The 22,070-nt window shown below is 59.9% G+C and carries 17 protein-coding genes; 11 read left to right on the forward strand and 6 right to left on the reverse strand.

The genetic code is table 11. From position 1 onward, the window contains the following. The 3 genes from CH74_RS12555 to CH74_RS12565 all read left to right on the forward strand — a co-directional run. A partial coding sequence (locus CH74_RS12555; protein ID WP_048307900.1) for an aspartate aminotransferase family protein occupies window positions 1-1,226 on the forward strand: 1,226 nt, incomplete at its 5' end. Further along, window positions 1,223-2,728, forward strand: coding sequence for an aldehyde dehydrogenase (locus CH74_RS12560; RefSeq protein WP_048307901.1), 1,506 nt, complete (start codon window positions 1,223-1,225; stop codon window positions 2,726-2,728). The genes CH74_RS12555 and CH74_RS12560, both read left to right, overlap by 4 nt. A gap of 188 nt (window positions 2,729-2,916) precedes the next feature. Then, window positions 2,917-4,671 (forward strand): endo-1,4-beta-xylanase, encoded by a 1,755-nt coding sequence (locus CH74_RS12565; RefSeq protein WP_172656339.1) that lies wholly within the window; start codon window positions 2,917-2,919, stop codon window positions 4,669-4,671. 3 nt (window positions 4,672-4,674) lie between these two features. Here the strand turns inward: CH74_RS12565 and CH74_RS12570 are convergent, their stop codons facing one another. From CH74_RS12570 to gatC, 5 genes are all read right to left on the reverse strand, one after another. Continuing rightward, on the reverse strand, window positions 4,675-5,514 hold the full coding sequence (locus CH74_RS12570) for an MBL fold metallo-hydrolase (protein ID WP_048307902.1): 840 nt from the start codon (window positions 5,512-5,514) through the stop codon (window positions 4,675-4,677). Window positions 5,515-5,718: 204 nt separating this feature from the next. Next, the gene (locus CH74_RS12575) at window positions 5,719-6,270 is read right to left on the reverse strand and encodes a cupin domain-containing protein (protein ID WP_048307903.1); all 552 of its coding nucleotides are present in this window, start codon (window positions 6,268-6,270) and stop codon (window positions 5,719-5,721) included. Window positions 6,271-6,342: 72 nt separating this feature from the next. Continuing rightward, complete coding sequence (gatB, locus tag CH74_RS12580; protein WP_048307904.1) at window positions 6,343-7,791, reverse strand: Asp-tRNA(Asn)/Glu-tRNA(Gln) amidotransferase subunit GatB; 1,449 nt, start codon at window positions 7,789-7,791, stop codon at window positions 6,343-6,345. Then, window positions 7,791-9,251 carry an Asp-tRNA(Asn)/Glu-tRNA(Gln) amidotransferase subunit GatA gene (gene gatA, locus CH74_RS12585; protein WP_048307905.1) on the reverse strand — a complete coding sequence of 487 codons (1,461 nt, stop codon included), beginning with the start codon at window positions 9,249-9,251 and terminating at the stop codon, window positions 7,791-7,793. Before gatA ends, gatB begins: the two co-directional genes overlap by 1 nt. 109 nt (window positions 9,252-9,360) lie before the next feature. Beyond that, complete coding sequence (gatC, locus tag CH74_RS12590) at window positions 9,361-9,648, reverse strand: Asp-tRNA(Asn)/Glu-tRNA(Gln) amidotransferase subunit GatC (protein ID WP_048307906.1); 288 nt, start codon at window positions 9,646-9,648, stop codon at window positions 9,361-9,363. A gap of 165 nt (window positions 9,649-9,813) precedes the next feature. Between gatC and CH74_RS12595 the strand changes: the two genes are divergently transcribed. From CH74_RS12595 to tldD, 7 genes are all read left to right on the forward strand, one after another. Continuing rightward, window positions 9,814-10,851 carry a rod shape-determining protein gene (locus tag CH74_RS12595; protein WP_048307907.1) on the forward strand — a complete coding sequence of 346 codons (1,038 nt, stop codon included), beginning with the start codon at window positions 9,814-9,816 and terminating at the stop codon, window positions 10,849-10,851. Window positions 10,852-10,909: 58 nt separating this feature from the next. Beyond that, entirely contained in the window at window positions 10,910-11,833 is a 924-nt protein-coding gene (gene mreC / locus CH74_RS12600; protein ID WP_301280856.1) for a rod shape-determining protein MreC, read from the forward strand. Further along, window positions 11,830-12,318 carry a rod shape-determining protein MreD gene (gene mreD, locus CH74_RS12605; RefSeq protein ID WP_048307909.1) on the forward strand — a complete coding sequence of 163 codons (489 nt, stop codon included), beginning with the start codon at window positions 11,830-11,832 and terminating at the stop codon, window positions 12,316-12,318. Before mreC ends, mreD begins: the two co-directional genes overlap by 4 nt. Continuing rightward, window positions 12,318-12,917: a nucleoside triphosphate pyrophosphatase gene (locus tag CH74_RS12610; protein ID WP_048307910.1), complete on the forward strand. Its 600-nt coding sequence runs from the start codon at window positions 12,318-12,320 to the stop codon at window positions 12,915-12,917. The genes mreD and CH74_RS12610 overlap by 1 nt, the downstream gene beginning before the upstream one ends. Before the next feature lie 72 nt (window positions 12,918-12,989). Beyond that, on the forward strand, window positions 12,990-14,453 hold the full coding sequence (gene rng, locus CH74_RS12615; protein ID WP_048307911.1) for a ribonuclease G: 1,464 nt from the start codon (window positions 12,990-12,992) through the stop codon (window positions 14,451-14,453). Window positions 14,454-14,457: 4 nt separating this feature from the next. Continuing rightward, window positions 14,458-18,375, forward strand: coding sequence for a YhdP family protein (locus tag CH74_RS12620; protein ID WP_048307913.1), 3,918 nt, complete (start codon window positions 14,458-14,460; stop codon window positions 18,373-18,375). Continuing rightward, on the forward strand, window positions 18,372-19,826 hold the full coding sequence (gene tldD, locus CH74_RS12625) for a metalloprotease TldD (protein ID WP_048307914.1): 1,455 nt from the start codon (window positions 18,372-18,374) through the stop codon (window positions 19,824-19,826). The genes CH74_RS12620 and tldD overlap by 4 nt, the downstream gene beginning before the upstream one ends. Before the next feature lie 282 nt (window positions 19,827-20,108). Here tldD and yjgA read toward each other — a convergent pair whose 3' ends face one another. After that, on the reverse strand, window positions 20,109-20,618 hold the full coding sequence (yjgA, locus tag CH74_RS12630; protein WP_048307915.1) for a ribosome biogenesis factor YjgA: 510 nt from the start codon (window positions 20,616-20,618) through the stop codon (window positions 20,109-20,111). A 66-nt stretch (window positions 20,619-20,684) separates the two neighbouring features. Between yjgA and pmbA the strand changes: the two genes are divergently transcribed. Then, window positions 20,685-22,025, forward strand: a complete 1,341-nt coding sequence (gene pmbA / locus CH74_RS12635; RefSeq protein ID WP_048307916.1) for a metalloprotease PmbA — start codon at window positions 20,685-20,687, stop codon at window positions 22,023-22,025. Window positions 22,026-22,070 lie beyond the last annotated feature (45 nt).

Genomic DNA, 22,070 nt, shown 5'->3' on the forward strand with positions numbered 1-22,070 from the left:
GGTCGGGCCTGTGGTGCGTGAACCTGGGCTACGGGCGTGAGGAACTGGTGGAGGCGGCGACTCAGCAGATGCGCGAGCTGCCGTTCTACAACAACTTCTTCAAGACCACCCATCCGCCGGCGGTCAAGCTGGCGCAGAAGCTGTGTCAGCTGGCGCCTTCTCATATCAATCGGGTGTTCTTCACCGGCTCCGGCTCCGAGGCCAATGATACGGTGCTGCGCATGGTGCGACGCTACTGGACGATCAAGGGCAAGCCGGAAAAACATATCGTCATCTCTCGGGTAAATGCCTATCACGGTTCCACCGTGGCCGGTCTTAGCCTGGGCGGCATGGCGCCGATGCATGAACAGACCGGCCCTCTGGTCCCGGGTATCGAGCACGTGCGCCAACCCTACTGGTTTGGCGAAGGGCGCGACCACTCACCCGAGGAGTTCGGCCGTCTATGTGCCCAGGCCATCGAGGACAAGATTCTGGCGCTTGGCGCGGACAACGTGGCGGCCTTCATTGCGGAGCCGGTGCAGGGTGCCGGTGGGGCGATCGTGCCGCCGGAGAGCTACTGGCCGGCGGTCAAGGAGGTGCTCGCCAAGTACGACATTCTAATGGTGGCGGACGAAGTCATCTGCGGCTTCGGGCGTCTAGGGGAGTGGTTCGGCAGCCAGCATTACGGCCTCAAGCCGGATCTGATGCCGATTGCCAAGGGGCTTTCTTCGGGCTATCTGCCCATCGGTGCGGTGATGGTGGGGGACCGTGTCGCTGAAACCTTGATCGATGAAGGGGGTGAGTTCTTTCACGGCTTCACCTATTCCGGGCATCCGGTGTGTGCCGCCGTGGCCCTGAAGAACATCGAATTGATGGAAGCGGAAGGTATCGTCGACAAGGTGCGCGACGATCTCGGTCCTTATCTGGCCAAGCGCTGGTCCGAATTGAATGATCACCCCATCGTCGGCGAGACTCGCAGCCTGGGCCTGATCGGGGCGCTGGAACTGGTGGCAGACAAGGCCAGCGGTGAGCGCTTCGACAGCTCCTTGAACGCCGGCGGTTTGTGTCGCGATATCTGTTTCGAGAGCGGATTGGTCATGCGCTCCGTGGGCGATGCCATGGTCATCTCGCCACCCCTTGTCATCACCCGGGAACAGATTGACGAACTTGTGACCCTGGCACGTCGGGCGCTGGATGAAACCGCTCGGCGCTTGGAGAAACACATGGCTAAAGGGGTGAGTGCATGAGCACACAGATGAGTCATGCGGATTGGCAACGTCTCGCCGGCGATTTGCGCTTCGAGACGCGAGCCTTTATCAACAACGCGTTCAGCGATGCGGCCAGCGGCGAAACATTCGAGACGATCAATCCTGCTACTGGCAAGACGCTGGCCAGCGTCGCCAGCTGCGATAAAGCGGATGCCGACGTGGCGGTGCGTCACGCCCGCCAGGCGTTTGAACGAGGTGACTGGTCACGTATGGCGCCAGGTCAGCGCAAGCAGGTGATGCTACGCCTGGCGGATCTCATGGAGCAGCACAAGAACGAACTGGCCTTGCTGGATACCCTAGACATGGGCAAGCCGGTGGGCAGCTCTCTAGGGGATATGGCCGGCGCCATCGGCTGTATTCGCTACAATGCCGAATCCATCGACAAGATCTATGGCGAAGTGGCTCCCACCGGCGAAGATGCGTTGGGCCTGATTCTGCGCGAGCCTCTGGGAGTAGTGGCTTCCATCGTGCCCTGGAACTTCCCGCTGATGATGACCGCATGGAAGATCGGGCCGGCATTGGCGGCGGGCAACAGCGTGATCCTGAAGCCTTCGGAAAAATCGCCCCTGTCGGCGCTGCGCCTGGCTCAGTTGGTTCAGGAGGCCGATTTCCCAGAGGGCGTGTTCCAGGTGCTGCCCGGCTTCGGTCATACCGCCGGCAAGGCACTGGCGCTCTCCATGGACGTCAATTGTCTCTCCTTTACAGGCTCCACTGGCGTCGGCAAACAGCTGATGCAATACGCGGGTCAATCAAACTTGAAGCGCGTCTATCTTGAGTGCGGGGGCAAGAGTCCCAACGTCGTGTTTGCCGACTGCAAAAATCTCGATGCGGTGGCAAGCAACGCCGCCGCGGCGATCTTCCACAACCAGGGCGAGGTGTGCATCGCCGGCTCCCGGCTACTAGTGGAAAACTCGATCCGCGAGGAGTTCGTCCAGCAAGTATTGGCTCACGCGGAAAACATGCAGCCCGGTGACCCCTTGAATCCAGACAGCTTCATGGGGGCGATCGTCGACGAGACACAGCACAAGCGCATTCTCGATTACATTCGTCAAGGCGTGGAAGAAGGCGCGAATCTGCGCCTTGGCGGCGAGGCAGTGAGTCCGATCGACGGCGGCCTGTTCGTGGCGCCCACGGTGTTCGACAACGTCACGGATCAGATGACCATCGGCCGGGAAGAGATCTTCGGTCCGGTGCTGGCGGTGTTCGGCTTCGACAGTGAGGAAGAGGCCGTGCGGATGGCCAATGACAGCGATTACGGTCTGGCGGCAGGGCTCTGGAGCCAGGATATCGATCGCATCATGCGAGTTTCCCGGCGACTGCATTCAGGCCAGGTGTTCGTCAACAACTGGGCCGGGGGCGACCAGACGGTGCCGTTTGGCGGCGTCAAGCAGTCCGGCAACGGCCGCGACAAGTCCCATCACTCCCTGGAGGAATATTCTGAGCTCAAGACCGTGTGGATGACACTGGCAACCCGAGACTGAGCTATTCATGTCGGGCAGGTCGTCTAGTAGGCGGCAAGCCCCTGGTTATCAACACGAGGTGAGTCCTGTCATTCTTGCCGGCCATGAACCTGAGGGTTTCATGGCCGGCTTTTTAATGGAAGAACTCACCTGCCGTAATAGCACGGCAACCGCTAGTATCGACCCAGGTTTTATCGATGGACGACATCATGAGAGCAAATGTGCGTGAAAAAAGAAGCCCCGGGACGAAGCATGGATGGAAGGGATTGGCCTTTGGTGCCTTGCTGCTGTTGGGTGCTGGCTGCGTGAACAGTAGCGACAGGATTGAGTTGCTCGATCAGGACTGGACGCATCTGGCCGGCGCTAGGATGGTCGATGACGGCGTACGCATCGAAGGGTTGGGACGTGCCATCGTGCCGACCGATGATGATGAGGATCAGACGCCGATTGCCAACCCACCCATCAATCTACGTGGACCGGTACTCAAGGTCAAGGGTGACTTTGCCTTGTCTGCCCGGGTCTCACGCCCGGCTGCATCGAAAGGTGGTGCCTATCTGACGATCTACGGCGAATTGCCACTGACCCAGGACGAGTGGCGACAGGAAGGACGGGCAGTGACTCTAGGGCTAGAGGGCGACAGCTTGATCGTCGAGTTGCAAAACGGCATCGCCGACCCCGAGCGCTATGCCTATTCCTTGCCGAACAGTGCAATGAGTCAGGGGGTCAATGTGAGTCTGGCCCGTATTGGCGATCGGTTCAGCATTCAGATTGATGACGAGACCGTCGCCCTAATCAATGATCCGGGGCTATTCGACTCGGGCTTTCTGTGGTTTGGAGCCTCCGCCAGGGAAAACGACGAATATCTGCTTCAATCACTGACGGCACACCCGCTGGATAAACGCTCCGAGGTGACCGTCGTGGATAATCAAATGCCGGTGTTGAGCGCCGAAGAGGAAGAGTCGGCGCCGACCGGCCCCGCCACAGCCTCCTTGCGCCGTCTAGCCGAGAAAAACCATCCGCAGCTTTACATCGGTACCGCGGTAGCCACGATTCCATTGCTCAGTGACCAGAAATATGCGCGTATTCTGGCTCGGGAATTCAACATGGTGACCCCGGAAAACGCCATGAAGTTCCAGTTCATTCACCCAAGACCCGATCGCTACGCCTTCGCCGATGCGGACGCCATCGTCGATTTCGCCGAAGCCAACGACATGGCGATACACGGCCACACCCTGGCTTGGAAAGAAGCCCTGCCACGCTGGGTAACCGAGCCGGATCATAGCGATGCGCGCATTCGTGACATCCTTGCAGAGCATATCGCCACGGTGGTGGGGCGCTACAAGGGGCGCATTCAATCCTGGGACGTGGTCAATGAGCCCTTCGAGCCCTTCGGCGCCGAGCTTCGCACCGCCTCGCCCTGGTATCAGGTGATGGGTAAGGACTACATTGCCTTCGCACTGGAAGAGGCGCACCGGGCCGATCCCGAGGCCAAGCTCTATATTAACGATTACGCCCTGGAAGATCCGGGTCCCAAGTCTGACGCCATGTACGAGCTGGCAAAATCGCTGCTAGCCCAAGGCGTGCCCCTGCACGGCATCGGTTTTCAGATGCACGAGGACATGACGGACGACTACTGGCCCGTTGAGGCCTCGGTATTTCGCGACAACGTGCAGCGTTTCATCGATTTGGGTCTTGAGGTGCGCATCTCGGAGATGGACGTGAACCTGCAGGACGACGACTCCGAGGAGCGCTTGCAGCAGCAGGCGGAGTATTTTCGTTCCATCCTCGAGCTGGCCCTAGACAAGCCCGCCTTCACCGCCTTCTCGATGTGGGGCTTCACCGATCGTTATTCATCGCTGCAGGAGTGGTGGGACGCGGATGGCTTCGGCAACGGGCTGATTTTCGACGCCGAGCATCAGCCAAAGCCCGCCTACTTCAGCCTGCAGGAAGCGTTGCAGGAGTGAACGTCAGCGATTGCCGACGCTCTTGCCGTAATCCGGACGCGCGATCTCGTCAAAATGCTGGGCCAGATGCTCAAGGCCCGGGGTCAGCTCCTCGTTCGCAAGCGCCAAGCCGTGGCCGGTCATGGCCACACGAGGCTTTAACGCCGCCAGCCGCCGTACGGACTCGCGGGCGGCGTCCCAGTCCGGGGTGAAGTATCGCGGTGGTCCGCTGATTTCCTTGCGCTGGGTGAGCACTTGATAAAGCTCGTCTTGGCGCACGGTGACAAAGGCATCGCCAGCGATCAAGGTGCGATCTGCCTCACGGAAGAACGACACGTGCCCCGGGGTGTGGCCTGGGGTATGAAGCCACTGCCAGTCCGGCAGTCCAGGTACGCGGCCATCATGGGGCAAGGCCTGTATGTAGGGGCGCAGGTCCACCGGGCGGGTAGGAAAGTAGCGCGAGAGCTTGGCCACCAGGCCGCCTTCGACCTTGTCATCGCCTTTCGGGTAGTGTTTGTCGCCGGTCAGATAAGGCATTTCCAACGGGTGGGCATAAACCGGCACCTTCCAGTGCTCGGCAAGCTCGATGACAGCTCCTACGTGATCGAAGTGCCCATGGGTCAAGAGGATGGCTCGGGGTTTGGCACTATCGCCGAAACGCTTGTGTACGGTCTCAAGAATCTTTTTCTCGGTATCGGGCATGCCCGCATCCACGAGCACCCAGTTTTCGGGATCATTGGGTGCGCCCACCATGTACAAGTTGACGATCTGTACGGTCAAGCCCAGCACATCGGGCAGAATTTCTCGGGCATTGCCGCTTTCTTTACTGGTGAGCGGCATGGCGTTCAGTGGATCCTGTGGCATGAAAACCCTCCTTGGTCGGTTTGGCAAATACGCATTCATCTGTCCGTTAGATGAGTGTCTGGCATGAGCAAGAGGTCAGCGCCGTTCGATTACCTCCTATTTGTGAGTGCCAGCAGGAAACGTCGTGGCGGTAACGGCTCGCATTCTGTCAAAGGCTAGTTTGCAACTCACTGGTTGGCAAAATCAAAAGACGTCGAACCCGGTTTAAAAATTCTTTGCCGGCGTACAGCAGCTCACCAATCGACAGGGCGTCTTGCCTAGGTTGCGGAAACGGTGCGGCGTGTTGGTGTTGAAGTAGTAGGCCTCGCCCGGGCCAAGGATCCGGACGTCGGCGCCAATGGTGATTTCGATCTCGCCTTCCAGGACCGCTCCGGCTTCCTCACCGCGATGGGCGATCATCTCGCGGCCGGTATCGGTGCCGGCGGCGTAGGTTTCGATCATGAAGGAGAGGGCGCGATTTTCTCGATTGGCACCGACCAGATGATAGACCACATCGCCACTACCAATATTTGGCAGCTCGTCGCTGCGGTAGAACACCTGATCGGTATTCTCAAGCTCCATGGTGAAGAAATCTCCGACGCTAATGGGAATGGCGTCGAGAATCTTTTTTAATGAGCTGATCGACGGGCTGACCTTGTCCTGTTCGATCAGCGACAGGCTTGAGTGCGTAACGCCACAGCGCTTGGCCAGTTCACGCTGGGAAACACCTCGCAATGCGCGCAATGCGCGCAGGCGAGGACCGACACTGTCAGACATTCCAAAGGGTTCCTTTCATCGAGTCAGGGAAAGGCCGCAAAACCTGGCGAACCAGTCGTTTGGCGCGCTTTCCTATGGGTCGAGTTTCTGCTTGAGTAGGGCATTCACCTGCTGCGGGTTGGCAGTGCCCCGCGAGGCCTTCATGACCTGACCGACGAAGTAGCCGATCATCTTGCCGCGCTTATCCGGGTCGGCATCCTGATACTGGGCGACCTGTACCGGACTCTCGGCAATTACCTTGTCGATCATGGCTTCGATGGCGCCGGTGTCCGTGACCTGCTTGAGGCCCTTGGCCTCAATGATGGCATCAGCGCTTTCGCCTTCGCCATTCCATAGCGCGGCAAATACCTGCTTGGCCGCCTTGCCGTTAATGGTCTCGTCCTTGACGCGACTCACCAGTTCGCCAAGCTGCTGCGCCGTCACCGGGCTATCGGCGATGCTCAGGTTTTCTCGGTTGAGCTGACCCGATAGCTCGCCCTGTACCCAGTTGGCTGCCAGCTTGGCATCGCCACAGACCTCCTTGACCGCCTCGAAATACTCCGCCATGGGTCGGCTCGAGGAGAGCACTCCCGCATCATAAGCGGATAGCCCCAGCTCATTTTCGAAACGTGCGCGCTTCTCTGCGGGCAGTTCCAGCAGGGTGCTGCGCAGATGATCGACGTAGGCCTTGTCCAGTACCACCGGCAAGAGATCCGGGCAGGGGAAGTAGCGATAGTCGTTGGCTTCTTCCTTGGTGCGCATGCTGCGGGTCTCGTCCGCTTCCGGATCGTACAGGCGGGTTTCCTGGATCACTCGTCCGCCGTCTTCGAGCAGCTCGATCTGGCGCTCGACCTCGAAGGCGATGGCCCGCTCGACGAAACGAAACGAGTTGACGTTCTTGATCTCAGCCCGGGTGCCGAAGGCCGTCTGTCCCTCGGGGCGTATTGATACGTTGACGTCGCAGCGCATCGAGCCTTCGGCCATGTTGCCATCGGAAACCCCCAGGTAGGTCACGATGGCATGAATGGCGCGCAGGTACGCGACCGCCTCCGCGGCGGAGCGCATATCCGGCTCGGAAACGATCTCCAAAAGCGGGGTGCCGGCGCGATTGAGATCGATGCCGCTCATGCCGTGATAGTCTTCATGCAGGGACTTGCCGGCGTCTTCTTCCAGATGCGCGTGGTGGACTCGAATGCGCTTGGTCTTGTCATCGCCCAGTACGATCTCGACCTCTCCCGGGCCGACGATCGGGTGATACATCTGACTGGTCTGGTAGCCCTTAGGAAGGTCCGCATAGAAATAGTTCTTGCGATCGAAGATCGAGACCTCTGGGATCTCGGCATTGATGCCCAGGCCGAACTGCACCGCCATGGCCACCGCGCTTTCGTTGAGCACCGGCAGCACGCCGGGCAGGCCCAGGTCCACCGCACAGGCTTGGGTGTTGGGGGCGGCGCCGAAAGCGGTGGAGGCCCCGGAAAAGATCTTCGACTGGGTGGCAAGCTGGACGTGGACTTCCAGCCCAATCACGGTTTCCCATTGCATCAGCTGTTCTCCTCACCGAAGACGGGCCGCTTGAGATGCCAGTCCGTGGCCTGCTGGAATTGATGGGCCACGTTGAGCAGCTGCGATTCGGCAAAATGCGGGCCCAGGATCTGCAAGCCGGTGGGGCGCTGGCCGACAAAGCCGGCAGGCACGCTGATGCCGGGAATGCCGGCGAGGTTAATGGCGATGGTGTAGATATCTTGCAAGTACATCGAGAGCGGGTCCTTGTTGGCGCCCAGATCGAAAGCGGGGGTTGGGGCTGCCGGCCCCATCAGCACGTCGACCTCATCGAAGGCATCGAGGAAATCCTGGCGAATCAGTCGACGTACCTGCTGTGCCTTCTTGTAATAGGCATCGAAGAAGCCTTCGGAGAGAGTGTGAGTGCCCATCAGTATACGTCGCTTGACTTCGGAGCCGAACCCCTCCGCGCGGCTGCGCTTGTAGAGATCGATGAGATCAGAGGGATTCTCGCAGCGATGACCGAAGCGTACACCGTCAAAGCGTGACAGGTTCGATGACGCCTCTGCAGGGGCAATGACGTAATAGGCAGGGATGGCCAGATTGGTATGAGGCAGGCTGATGTCCTGCACGCTGGCCCCCAACGATTCATACACCCTGATGGCCTCGCGTACCGCTGCTTCCACGTCAGGATCGAGTCCCTCGCCGAAGTATTCCTTGGGCAGGCCAATGCGAAGTCCCGCCAGCGGGGTGTTCAGTTCGGCCTGGTAATCCGGCACGCCGCGAGTGACGCTGGTGGAATCCCGTGGGTCGTGGCCCGCGATAGCGCCCAGCAGTAATGCGCAGTCTTCGGCACTTCGGGCCATTGGTCCGGCCTGGTCGAGACTCGAGGCGTAAGCCACCATGCCGTAACGAGAGACTCGGCCATAGGTAGGCTTGAGTCCGGTGATGCCACAAAAGGCGGCAGGTTGACGAATCGAGCCGCCGGTGTCGGTCCCCAGGGCGGCGGGCGCAAGGCCTGCGGCTACTGCAGCAGCACTGCCGCCGGAGCTTCCCCCAGGTACGGCAGCAAGATCCCAGGGGTTCTTCACCGGTCCGTAATAGCTCGATTCATTGGAGGAGCCCATGGCGAACTCATCCATATTGGTCTTGCCCAAGCTTACGGTGCCGGCGGCGGCCAGTTTTTCCACCAGGGTGGCGTCATAGGGCGATACGAAGTTATCCAGCATGCGCGAGCCACAGCTGGTGCGCACGCCTTGCGTGCAAAACAGATCCTTCAAAGCCAGAGGCAGGCCGTTCAAGGGGCCGGCATCGCCCTGCCGCCGGGTGGCGTCCGCGGCGTCTGCGCAGGCTAGGGCCTGCTCCGCGGTCACGGTGATGAAACTGTTGAGTTCATTGTCCAGGCGTTCGATGCGCCCGAGAAAATGGTCGGTCAATTCACGACTGGAGAAGTCGCCGGCGGTCAATCCGGCGGCAAGCTCTATGAGTGTCTTGTCATGCATGTAATAAGTGGCTCTCTTGTCACTGTATCTTGGCGCTGTAAATGACGCACCGTTGGGCGACGAGGTTGGCAAGGGCGTTCAAGTGGACTTGTTCGTCTTACGCCACTATTTACTCCACCACCCGGGGAACGAGGTAAAGACCATCCTCTACGGCGGGTGCACAGCGCTGAAAACGCTCCCGCTGATCCTGCTCGGTCACTTCGTCGACGCGAAGATGCTGGGTGGTATCCAGCGAGTGGGCCAGGGGCGCGACATGTTCGGTGTCCACGGCCTGCAGGCGATCCGCCATGTCCAGGATGCGACTCAAGTCGTCCACGTAGCTTGCGGCCTCTTCGTCACTCAGGCCAAGGCGCGCGAGATGGGCCGCACGTCGCACGTCGTCGAGTTCTAGTGCCATATCGATTTCCCATGAAATTCAGGATCATCGAGCTCAAACGGGCAGGATGACCAATATAATGAAATAGAGGCAAAAGGTATCATAACTCCTTGCTTGCCGCGCCTCCCCCGCGATGATAACGTTTGCGCCTGCATAGGGGCTCCGGTGATTAGGTGAAACACTTTCATGTTTAAACGTCTAAGGGGGCTGTTTTCCAGCGATTTATCGATCGATTTGGGAACCGCCAATACACTGATTTACGTACGCGGCCGCGGTATCGTCCTGGACGAACCCTCGGTAGTCGCCATTCGCCAATCCGGTAGCACGCGTTCCGTCGCTGCTGTGGGAATGGACGCCAAGCGCATGCTGGGCCGGACACCGGGCAATATTACCGCAATACGCCCCATGAAAGATGGCGTCATTGCCGATTTCACCGTGACCGAGCAGATGCTGCAGCACTTCATTCGCAAGGTCCACCAGAGCACCTTTCTCACCCCGAGTCCGAGGGTGCTGGTCTGCGTGCCCTGCATGTCGACCCAGGTGGAACGTCGTGCCATCAAGGAGTCCGCCGAGGGCGCCGGGGCCAGGGAAGTCTTTCTGATCGAGGAGCCCATGGCCGCCGCGATCGGTGCCGGTTTGCCCGTTGAGGAAGCCCAGGGCTCCATGGTGGTGGATATCGGTGGCGGCACCTCCGAGATCGCGATCATTTCTCTCAATGGCGTAGTCTACTCGGAATCGATTCGTATTGGGGGCGATCGTTTCGATGAAGCGATTACCGCCTATGTGCGTCGTCACTACGGTAGCCTGATTGGCGAGGCCACCGCAGAGCGTATCAAAGAAGAGATCGGTTGTGCCTATCCCGGCGGTGAGCTGCGCGAGATCGATGTGCGCGGTCGCAATCTGGCCGAGGGCATTCCCCGCAGCTTCACGCTCAACTCCCACGAAATTCTCGATGCTCTGCAAGACCCGCTGGCCTCGATCGTCTCCGCGATCAAGAGTGCCTTGGAACAGTCGCCGCCGGAGCTTGCCTCGGACATTGCCGAGCGTGGCCTGGTGCTGACCGGGGGCGGGGCATTGCTGCGCGATATCGATAAGTTGATAGCCGAAGAGACCGGCTTGCCGGTCATCGTGGCGGAAGATCCGCTGACCTGTGTTGCCCGCGGTGGTGGCAAGGCGCTTGAAATGATCGATCGCGACACCTTCGAACTGGTATCCAGCGACTGATTTCCGCGGACACGAAAGCTTTGCGCTTCGTGTCCGTCGGCCGGCGGGAGGAAGGTCTATCAAACCGCTGTTCTCGCAGGACCCTGCATCGGGTTATCGCATGTTGCTGTGCGCCATCGTTGCCTTTGCTCTCATGTTCGCCGAGCAGCGTGTACCGCGCATGGCGGATCTGCGCGCCCATCTGACCACCGTCGTGGCACCGATACAGTGGGTGGTGAGCCTGCCAAGCGATGCCTTGTCCTGGGGAGCCCTGGTGATTTCCGATCAGCGACAGCTGATCGATGAAAACCGCCAACTACGCGAACAGCTGCTCAAGCTCTCCCGTCGCGTTCAGCGCATGGCCAGCCTCTCCGCAGAGAATGTCCGGCTGCGCGAACTGCTCGATGCGGCGCAACGAGACGATATCCCCTACGTCACGGCCCAGCTGCTGTCCCTGGATTCCGATCCTTTCACTCATCAGATGGTCATTGATCGTGGCCGGGTCGACGGTGTCTATAAAGGGCAGCCGGTCATGGATGCCTCGGGTCTGATCGGTCAGGTCATGTCGGTTTCTGCCTATACTAGTCGCGTACTCATGCTGGCGGATGCCAGTCATGCCGTCCCGATCCAGATCAATCGCAACGGCTTGCGTTTCATCGTTCAGGGCACTGGCGCCTATGATCGACTTCTGGTGATACACGTTCCCGATACCGCGGATATTCGCGAAGGCGATCTTCTAGTCACGTCCGGGCTTGCCGGGCGCTTTCCTGAAGGCTATCCGGTGGCACGGGTGACCGAAGTGGTGCACGATCCCGGCGAGCCTTTTGCCCAGGTGGCGGCCAAGCCCATTTCCCAGCCCGAGCGCTCGCGTCATTTTCTGCTTCTCTTTCCACCATCTCCGGTGGAGGTTGCCCCGGACGCACTGGAAGCCGCTATCGTCGTTGGCGGCGGCGAGCCTCTGCCTGACGCCGCCCCTGCCGCTGAACCCGCGGAGGCGCCATGAGTCAGAAGCCGCTACCCGCGCTGTTGCTGGTCTGGTTCACTCTGCTTCTGGCACTTTGCCTGCAGGTGATGCCGCTACCGGATGCCTGGCTGGTCTGGCGTCCTGAGTGGCTGGGCCTGATGTTGATCTACTGGTGCGTATCAGCACCTCAGCGGGTGGGCATTTTCCATGGTTTTGCGCTCGGGCTGCTGCTGGACCTGATTGAAGGGTCTCCCTTGGGGCAGAACGCCCTGGTGCTGTCGCTACTGGCCTATCTCGCCCTATTGGTTCATCAGCGCATGCGCGCCTACTCCCTGGCGCAGCAGTCGATTTTAGTGCTGGTGCTGCTGGGGATCGCTCAACTGCTCGAACAGTGGCTGCGTACCATGTTCGGACCCTTCTCCATCAATCTGGCATTCTTGTTCTCGGCGCTGATCGGTGCTGTGCTGTGGCCCTGGTTGTACACCATGCTGCAGGCGCTGCGTCGCAAGCTGGGAGGTCTTTGATGGCGATATCAAATCCGGTACCCGCCAGGCTGCGCCTAGCCTCTGCATCGCCGCGTCGGCGTGAACTGCTGACCTCGATCGGGTTGACGGCAGAGATCGCGCCGGTGGATGTCGATGAGACCCCGGAACCGGATGAGTCCGCCGCGGATTATGTTCTGCGTCTGGCACGGGCCAAGGCGAAGGCGGGTGCGCTGGATGCCAAGCTGCCGACCCTGGGCTCGGATACCGCCGTCGTGCTCGACGGTCAGATTCTGGGTAAGCCGATCGATCAGGGCCATGCCCGGCAAATGCTCGAAGCGCTTTCCGGGCGACGTCATCAGGTCATGACCGCGGTAGCGGTCAGCGGTAAGCAAGGGCTGCTTTCGGTCTGTGTGACCACCCAAGTGACCTTACGCGCCATATCGTCAAAGGAAATCGACGCCTACTGGGCTACCGGCGAGCCTATCGACAAGGCTGGCGGTTACGCCATCCAGGGGCGCGCCGCCATCTTCGTCGAACATCTCGAGGGCAGCTATTCCGCGGTGGTAGGGCTGCCGCTTTACGAAACCTCACAGCTGTTGTTGCGCCAGGGCGTTACTTGCTGGCCTGCACTGGACTGACCCGATTCGTCATTCTAAAGCGCCTTGGCTATGTCATAATCGCCTCTTGCCCCAGCGATCAAGGATCTATGCATGAGTGGTGAAGTACTGATCAACTTGACGCCGATGGAAACCCGGGTGGCAGTGGTCGAGAACGGCGTACTGCAGGAGGCTTTCATCGAGCGTAGCCGACGTCGGGGCATCGTCGGCAATATCTACAAGGGCAAGGTGGCCCGAGTGCTGCCAGGCATGCAGGCGGCATTCATCGATGTCGGTCTGGAGCGGGCGGCGTTCATTCATGTTCACGAGGTCATGCCGCCGCACACGCCCAGTGACGAGCAGGTGTCGATCAGTCAGCTACTGCAGGAAGGGCAGCCCCTGGTCGTTCAGGTGACCAAGGATCCGATTGCCTCCAAGGGCGCGCGCTTGACGACTCATCTCTCGGTGCCGTCACGCTATCTTGTTTATATGCCTGACGCTTCTCATACCGGCGTGTCCCAGCGTATCGAGGATGAAAGCGAGCGTGAACGCCTGCGCACCCTGGTGGAAGAGTGCCTGGTCGAGCTCGATTCCCAGGCGCCCGGTGGCTTTATCATTCGTACCGCCGCCGAAGGGATCGGACGGGACGAGCTGATCACGGACATACAGTACCTGCTGCGGCTGTGGCGCAAGGTCGGGGAGCGTCGCATCGAGGCCCCGGCGCCTAGCTGTATTTACGATGACCTGCCGCTGTTCATTCGCACCCTGCGGGACATGATGCGGGATGATATCGAGAAGATACGCATCGACTCCCGAGAAAACTTCCAGCGGCTGCAGGCGTTTGCCGACGAGTTCATGCCCGGCATGGCGGAGCGTATCGAGTACTATCCGGGCGAGCGGCCGATCTTCGATCTGTTCAGCGTCGAGGACGAAATACTTAAAGCGCTCGGGCGCAAGGTGCAGCTCAAGTCCGGGGGCTATCTGGTGATCGACCCTACCGAGGCGATGACCACCATAGACGTGAACACCGGCGGGTACGTCGGTCATCGCAATCTCGAAGAGACCATCTTCAAGACCAACCTCGAAGCCGCCACTGCCATCGCCCGTCAGCTCAGGCTGCGCAATCTGGGCGGCATCATCATCATCGATTTCATCGATATGGAAGATCTCGAGCATCGGCGCCAGGTGCTGCGAGTGCTCGAAAAATCCCTCGAGCGGGATCATGCCAAGAACAAGCTGACCGGCGTCACCGAGCTTGGGCTGGTGCAACTGACGCGCAAGCGCACCCGAGAGAGCCTCGAGCAGGTGCTGTGCGAACCCTGTCCGACCTGCCAGGGGCGTGGAACGCTAAAGACCCCCGAAACCGTATGCTACGAAATCTTTCGCGAAATCATGCGCGAGGAACGCGCCTATGGGCCGGATACCTATATGGTGCTGGCCTCCCAGGCAGTGGTGGATCGTCTGCTCGACGAAGAGTCTTCCGCCGTGGTGGACCTGGAAATCTTCATTGGCAAGACCATCCGGTTTCAAGTCGAGACCCATTATTCCCAGGAGCAGTACGACATCGTGCTGATGTAGTCCTATGAGTCCGTACCGCATCGCCCTGCGTTGGGTGCTGACCCTGATCGCTTTGGGGCTGGTCGTGCTGGCCTTGCTGTTCAGTGGGCTGCGTCTGGCGATCAGCCAGATCGATGTGCTGCGCAACGAGTTGAACGCCCAGCTCACCGAGCAGTTCAACGCCACACTGCAGACCCGGGATCTGCAGGGCAGCCTGCATGGACTCGACCCCGCCCTTGCAATCGACGATCTGCAGCTGACCTCCTATCGCCAGACACAGCCGCTGCCCCTGGTCGAGATCGAGCATCTTCGAGCACGTCTGGATACCCTGGCATCCCTGCGCGCCGGCTATCCAATACTCGATGAAGCGCGTATCGAAAAGGCGACGCTGCATCTGTATCAGGATGCTAAAGGACGCTGGAAATGGCCGGACCCGGCAGAGCTGCCGGAAGAGCTGACACCCGAGACGGATTTTGAGATCGAAAGCCTGGATGACGCCGTCGGTATTTTGCTACGCCAAGAGGCGGTGATAGAGGATCTACGCCTGGTCCTGCATGGCTTGGACGAAACACTGACGCTGACAGCGCCGCGTGTGCTGATGACTGGAGAAGGCAGGCGCGCCCACGTGGAAGGCACACTATTCGTCGAGGGTGAATCCTCCAGCGCCATTCAGGCAGTGCTGGAAGTGCCGCCAGGTCAAACCGACTGGACGACTCCCGACGCTGCCTTGCAAGTCCGCGCCGACTTAGGCGCGATGTCGCGGCTCGGCACCGTGCTGACCGGGCAAGAAGCAACGTATATGAAGCAGATCGAGGGTCGGGCAACGCTCTGGGGCCGCTGGCAAAAAGGGCGCCTGGAAGATGCCCGAGCCGGTCTCGATATCGACCGTCTGATGCTCGAAAGCAAGACCGAACCGCTGCTACTTGAGAATATTGGCGCCCGGGCCCAGTGGCTCCGCGGCAAGGAAGACACCTGGCAGGCCTGGATCAACCCACTGTTCGAATCTGGTAAACAAGAGGGTGAGCAGGGCAATGAAGCGAATGAAGCCTTCTCTTTTCCCGAGCGGCTATATGTCGAGGGTCGAAATACGAACTGGCAGTTGCGCAGCGCACCTTTCGATCTTGGCCCGGTAACCGCTTGGCTGCAACGCCTGCCCTTTGCCGAATCCCTAGGGCAGATTCTTGCCACGCTTTCGCCCCAAGCCCATGTGGCCGGATTGGCGCTGGAGCGGGATCAAGGAAACTGGCGCGCGCAACTAGCGCTGCAGGATGTCGCCGTATCTCCTTGGGAGGGCGCGCCTGGCGGCGGGCCTTTCGATGCCTGGGTACAGGTGAACGATGGCCGTGGCAGCGTGCGCTTCGTGGAGCGGCCAGGCATGACCCTGGCCTTCCCCGAGGTGTTTGCAGCGCCGCTCGAACTTTCAAAAGCGCAGGGTGAAGTCGACTGGATGATAAAGGATGGCTCTTTCAGCGTAGGGGGTGAGAATCTCGAGCTGACCTGGCGTGGTGCCAGAGTAAAAGGGGATTTTCGCTTCGTTGCTCCTGATAAGGCGTCACCGGAGCTCGAGTTGAGTCTCGACATGCGCGACGTGAATGCGATCGAGACTCCTCTGATGCAATGGCTGCCGATCAAGGTGCTCGAGCCGGAGCTTGAGGAGTGGCTGTCCGGCGGCATTGCCGGTCGTGTGCCGCAAGGCAGCTTCTATCTCAAGCTGACCCTGGATGAGGATCTCGACGATGACGCAAAACAGGAAAGCGACGAGCCGAGCCGGCAGGCCCCGAATGACGAAGATGAGCCCTTCGATGGCGAATTGCGTCTGGCCCTGCAGATCGAGCAGGGGCGACTGCCTTATGATCCTGAGTGGCCGGCGCTCGAGAATGTCAGCGGTGAGATGACGCTGCACAACGAAAATCTTCAGGCGACAGTTGCCCATGCGGAAACTCATGGCCTGGTCACCCACGATGCCAAGGTCGAGCTCGCCAACGAAGCGTTGAGCGTGCAGGGGCCTGTTGCCGGGCCGACCCAGGCGCTATTTGATTTTCTGGGGGCGAGCCCCATCGACGCAGCCGACACCTTTGCGAACTGGCACGCCGGTGGCGAGGTCGACGGGCAGTTGAATCTTGTCGTGCCCCTGGACAATCCGGATGCCCTGACGATAGATGTTGCCGCATCGGCGAATGCGCCAACGCTAGTCTTTTCCGAGATCGATCTTGCCTTAGGCAATGTCAACGGTGACTTGCGCTATCGCCATGAGAACGATGAGGATTTCCTGACGGGAACCCTGGGTGCTCGCGCCTTCGATGGACCCGTGCTGGCGGATTTTGACGTGGGCGGTGAAGGCGTCAAGTTGGAGGGTCGTGCCTTGGCAAGAGGGCTGCTCGAATGGGGTGGCCTGAGCGGGCTCAGTGGTCTGATGAGCGGCTACTTCCCTTATTCCGCCAAGCTCGATCTACAGAGCGAGCAGCCAGCGTTCGTTCTGAATAGCGGGCTTCAGGGGCTGAGTATTCATCTGCCCGCGCCTTTTGGCAAACCTGCCGCCGAACGGGTGCCACTGCATATAGAATCAATACCTGAACAGCGCTTCAGTGCAGAACTCGCCGATCGGCTACGGCTACGCTGGCGCCAGTCGGGGCAAGGAGATCAGGGTCAAGGACAGATCTGGCTTGAGCGTTGGCCCTCGAATCCTCAGTGGCCCAACGGCAACGGCTGGGAAGTGGCCTGGCAGACACCGCGTTTCGACATCGAGCCTTGGCAGGAAGCACTGGCGCGTCTTGGCTCACTCGATGAAGCGACGAGCGGGTTCGGTGATGCCGCGGGCAAGGGCACGGATATGGAAGCACTGAACAGCGTGCGTATCGATACCCAGTGTCTACATCTGGAACAGCGCTGTCTTGGCTCGCTGCAGACAATGCTCAAGCCTCGTGGGCAAGGGTGGCAATTCGATCTCGGCGGCAGCCTGATCGAAGGTCGCGGCGACTTTCTGCCGACTCAGCCACAGCCGCTGTCGTTGGTATTATCGCGTCTGACCCTGGACGGTCTGATCGATGAGGATGAGGCCGAGTCGCCCCCTGAATTGGCCAGTGAGATTGCGACTGCGCCGGAAGCGGAGCCATTCCCGTCAGGACTGAACCAGTTACCTGATGGCAAGGTCAGTGTAGATAGGATCTTGTACAAGGGGCGCCAGTTCGGCCCCTTGGCGGCGAATTGGAAAGCCTCGCCCCAGCGGCTGCAAGTCGCCCCGCTGACCTCCACGTTCGGTCAGGTGCGGCTTGACGGCGAGTTTACATGGGAAGCCGCAGGACCTCAGGCAAGTCTGACGCGTTCCAAGATCGCCTTGGCTGGAGGAGATATCGGCACCCTGTTCGAATCGCTTCATCAGCCGGTAGCGCTACGCAGCGCCAATACGGACGTTCAGACACGCCTGGCGTGGCCGGGCGCCCCTTGGCAGTTTGCTCTGGAGCGCTCCCGAGGAAATATTGACGCTACCCTGAATGATGGCAGCTTTTTGACGTTGGACTCTTCCTCGGCGAAGCTAATTGGCCTGCTCAACGTCAATAATTTGTTGCGGCGTCTGCGCCTGGACTTTGCCGATGTGACCGGGCAAGGCACTGCTTTCAACAGTGTGAAGGGCGGTGCGACGCTGTACGATGGACGTCTGGAAACTCGTGGACCCATTGAAATCGATGGATCCTCTACCCAATTTAGTCTCAATGGCAACGTAAATCTTCTGCAGCGTCAGCTGGATTTGTCTTTAGGAGTGACCGTTCCTATCAGCCAGAACCTCCCTTTAGCGGCGGTACTAGTGGGTGCTCCTTACATTGGCGGAGCCTTGTTTCTGGCCGACAAGCTATTTGGCGGCTGGATCGATAAGGTCACGCGAATCTATTACAGCGTGCAAGGCCCCTGGGCCTCGCCGCGAATCACCGTGGAAAATGCCGAATGACGCAATCAAAACAGGCGCCTCTAGACGAGGCCACTGCCATACTGTTGACGCCGGGCGGTCTCGATGCCGCGGCGCTCGATACTGGGCTGGACCATGCAATGGGGGCGGGCATCGACTACGCCGACCTCTACTTTCAGCGCAGCTGGCACGAAAGCTGGGTACTCGAAGATGGTGAAGTCAAGGATGCCAGCTACAACATCGACGGTGGCGTCGGTGTGCGCGCCCTGGCCGGCGAAAAGACCGGTTTTGCCTATTCCAATCAGATCACCCCAGGCGCTCTTGCAGATACCGGGCGTACGGCGTCGGGAATCGCTCGCAGCGGCTCGCGCCTGACCAGTCAGCCGGTTCGAGCTGGCGGCGCACCGCTACGCTATGCGGGCGTCGATCCTCTGTCGGGGCTAAGCGCCGAAGACAAGATTGCACTGCTCAAGCAGGCGGATCGCATTGCCCGGAAAGCGGACCCGTCCGTTTCTCAGGTGACGGCGTCTCTCACCGGGGTGCATGAAGTCGTATTGGTACGCGCAAGCGACGGCACCCTGGCAGCGGACATTCGCCCGCTAGTGCGCTTCAACGTCAGCGTGATTGTCGCCAAGAACGGACGCCGTGAGCGGGGCAGTGCCGGCGGCGGTGGACGCTACGCCATGTCACGGCTACGCGATGACAACGTTGCCGAGCGCTTCGCCAAGGAAGCGGTGCGCCAGGCCCTGGTCAATCTCGAAGCAGTTGATGCCCCTGCGGGTCAGATGCCGGTGGTGTTGGGGTCCGGCTGGCCCGGTATTCTGTTGCACGAAGCGGTGGGGCATGGCCTTGAAGGGGATTTCAATCGCAAGCAGAGCTCTGCCTTTGCCGGACGCATGGGGCAGCGAGTGGCCTCTCCCGGTGTCACCGTGGTGGACGACGCCACCTTGGCGGATCGCCGCGGCTCCATGACCATCGACGACGAGGGCACCCCAGGGGCTTATACGCCCTTGATCGAAGATGGCATTTTGGTGGGCTACATGCAAGACAAGCTGAATGCCCGCCTGATGAACATGGCGCCAACGGGCAATGCACGGCGCGAATCCTTCGCCCACATGCCAATGCCGCGCATGACCAATACCTACATGCTGGCGGGTCAGGACGATCCCGAAGACATCATAAAGAGCGTCAAGCGTGGGCTATACGCGGTGAGCTTCGGCGGTGGCCAGGTGGACATCACCTCCGGCAAGTTCGTTTTTTCCGCAAGCGAGGCGTACATGATCGAGGATGGACGCATCACCGCGCCGGTCAAGGGCGCTACCCTGATCGGCAACGGCCCGGAAGCGATGGGCCGGGTATCGATGATCGGCCATGACATGGCCTTGGACACTGGTGTGGGCGTTTGCGGTAAGGAGGGCCAGGGTGTGCCGGTGGGGGTGGGCCAGCCGACGTTGAAATTGGACGAGCTGACCGTCGGCGGCACTCAGTCGTGAACATGAAGCTACTGCGCTCGACGAGGCATTGTTGGCGTCGAACTCGCAATGCTCATTGACACCAGTCAACTGCACTTGCTCCTTCGCCGCCGCCTAGCCTCATCATCGCTCGTAACGCTTCCTTGAAGCTTGGGCAATTTAGAAGCTGTTTACGAGATCTAGCGAGCTAGAGCCAGACAAGACAAATCCGGACGAAAAAAGCGGAGTTTACTTTAGTAAATGAGCATTTTGAGATCGGATTTAACGATGTATGGCCGACGCGCAGCAGATCGTGGATAGTTCTCACATGCCGGCGGTGTCACGAATCAGCTTGAAAAGCTTACGCGCGCTGGTCGGCGGTTTGCCGCGTTTTCGCTCGCTTCGCGCATTGCGAATCAGCTGGCGCAGCGTTTGGCGGTCGACATCGGGATACTCGGCGATGAAGGTTTCAAGTGCCTCGTTGCTTTCATCGTCCATGAGCCGGTCGCGCCATTTTTCAAGACGATGAAAGGCGTGATCGCGGCGCAGTGTTTCACGTTCGAACTCATCGAAGACCTGCTGTATGCCTTCGATATTCTCGCGGCGCATTAGCTTGCCGACGTACTGCATGTGACGGCGACGCCCTTCGTGAGAACGAATTCGCGAGGTTTCCTCGATGGCCGCCAGGAGGTCATCGGACAGGGGTAAACGTGCCCGCTGGACCTCGGACAGGGCGATGATTCGCTCGCCCAGGGCTTGCAGGGCCTGCATTTCCTGCTTGCGTTGGGTCTTGCTTGGTCGATCCTGAGGATCGGCGGATGATTCAAATGACATGCCATTACCATCAGCATTGGGAGGTTGGCGCAGTATACCAGCCAGCCTCGCCACAAGGAGATCAACATGACTCAAGCCTTCGATGCCGCCGCGCAGCAGACGCTGCTGGAATCCCGAGTCGCCGTGGCTCTGGAGCAGGCACGTACCTTGGGAGCGGATGCTTGCGAAGTCGGTGCCAGCGTCGATCAGGGAACCGGGGTCAACGTCCGCATGGGCGACGTGGAAAGCGTCGAGCTATCTCGTGATCAAGGCATTGCCGTCACGGTCTACGTAGGCAAGCGTAAAGGCAGCGCCTCCTCTTCCGACGCCGGCGAAGCTTCTATTCGCGCAGTAGTGGAAAAGGCCATCGACATTGCGCGTTATACCGGGGAAGATCCCTACGCAGGACTGGCGGACGCGGAATTGATGGCCACGGAATTTCCCGACCTCAAGGTGCATCACTCTTGGTCATTGACGACGGACGAAGCGATCGAATTGGCCCTGGCCTGTGAAAATGCCGGCCGCGAAGTCGAGGGTATCGCTAATTCCGATGGCGCAGGGCTATCCACCGGCGAAGGCGTGCGGGTTTATGGCAATAGTCACGGTTTCCTGGCAGGGCAGCGCGGCAGCCGGCATTCATTGTCCTGCATGCTGATCGCCCGAGACGAGCAGGGCATGCAACGGGACTACGACTACAGCAGCGAACGTGATCCCGCCAAGCTGAGTTCACCACAGACGATCGGGCGCAGTGCCGCAGAGCGAACATTGCGTCGTCTGGGCGCGCGCCGGCCTGAGACCGGTCGCCTGCCGGTGCTGTTCGCACCGGAATTGGCCAGTGGGCTGGTCGGACATTTTCTCAATGCCATTGCCGGTGGTGCGCTATACCGCGAAGCGTCGTTTCTCTGCGATAGTCTGGGCAAGCCACTGTTTCCAGAATGGTTCACGCTTCAGGAAAAGCCCCGGCAAATCGGCGGCATGGCCAGCTCCTCCTTCGATAGTGATGGCGTCTACACCCGGGATAACGTCTTTGTCGACAGCGGACGCATTGCCAGCTACATGCTTTCTGCCTACAGCGCTCGACGTTTGAACATGACTACCACCGGCAACGCCGGCGGCGCGCGCAATCTGCGTATCGAGGCGCCTCTCACGGCCCAGGCCGACCTGTTGGCACAGATAGAACGCGGCGTACTGGTCACGGAACTGATGGGCCAAGGGGTTAACGGAGTGACCGGGGATTACTCCCGAGGTGCCGCAGGTTTCTGGGTCGAGAATGGCAAGATCCAGTATCCGATCGAAGAATTTACCGTGGCCGGCAACCTCAATGCCATGTTTGCCAATCTAATAGGCGTTGGGGACGATATCGATACCCGGGGCAGTATTCACACGGGCAGCTGGCTGATCGATGATATGACCGTGGCGGGAAGTTGAGAACATCTGCGAGCAGGATGGAGAAAACTGAAAGGCCGCTCTATT

This window comes from Halomonas sp. PR-M31 (assembly GCF_001039575.1).
Taxonomy (GTDB): domain Bacteria; phylum Pseudomonadota; class Gammaproteobacteria; order Pseudomonadales; family Halomonadaceae; genus Modicisalibacter.

Coding starts and splice junctions, on each gene's coding strand:
- CH74_RS12560 (WP_048307901.1), top strand. CDS start 1,223: ATGAGCACACAGATGAGTCATGCGGATTGGCAACGTCTCGCCGGCGAT.
- CH74_RS12565 (WP_172656339.1), top strand. CDS start 2,917: ATGAGAGCAAATGTGCGTGAAAAAAGAAGCCCCGGGACGAAGCATGGA.
- CH74_RS12570 (WP_048307902.1), bottom strand. CDS start 5,514: ATGCCACAGGATCCACTGAACGCCATGCCGCTCACCAGTAAAGAAAGC.
- CH74_RS12575 (WP_048307903.1), bottom strand. CDS start 6,270: ATGTCTGACAGTGTCGGTCCTCGCCTGCGCGCATTGCGCGCATTGCGA.
- gatB (WP_048307904.1), bottom strand. CDS start 7,791: ATGCAATGGGAAACCGTGATTGGGCTGGAAGTCCACGTCCAGCTTGCC.
- gatA (WP_048307905.1), bottom strand. CDS start 9,251: ATGCATGACAAGACACTCATAGAGCTTGCCGCCGGATTGACCGCCGGC.
- gatC (WP_048307906.1), bottom strand. CDS start 9,648: ATGGCACTAGAACTCGACGACGTGCGACGTGCGGCCCATCTCGCGCGC.
- CH74_RS12595 (WP_048307907.1), top strand. CDS start 9,814: ATGTTTAAACGTCTAAGGGGGCTGTTTTCCAGCGATTTATCGATCGAT.
- mreD (WP_048307909.1), top strand. CDS start 11,830: ATGAGTCAGAAGCCGCTACCCGCGCTGTTGCTGGTCTGGTTCACTCTG.
- CH74_RS12610 (WP_048307910.1), top strand. CDS start 12,318: ATGGCGATATCAAATCCGGTACCCGCCAGGCTGCGCCTAGCCTCTGCA.
- rng (WP_048307911.1), top strand. CDS start 12,990: ATGAGTGGTGAAGTACTGATCAACTTGACGCCGATGGAAACCCGGGTG.
- CH74_RS12620 (WP_048307913.1), top strand. CDS start 14,458: ATGAGTCCGTACCGCATCGCCCTGCGTTGGGTGCTGACCCTGATCGCT.
- tldD (WP_048307914.1), top strand. CDS start 18,372: ATGACGCAATCAAAACAGGCGCCTCTAGACGAGGCCACTGCCATACTG.
- yjgA (WP_048307915.1), bottom strand. CDS start 20,618: ATGTCATTTGAATCATCCGCCGATCCTCAGGATCGACCAAGCAAGACC.
- pmbA (WP_048307916.1), top strand. CDS start 20,685: ATGACTCAAGCCTTCGATGCCGCCGCGCAGCAGACGCTGCTGGAATCC.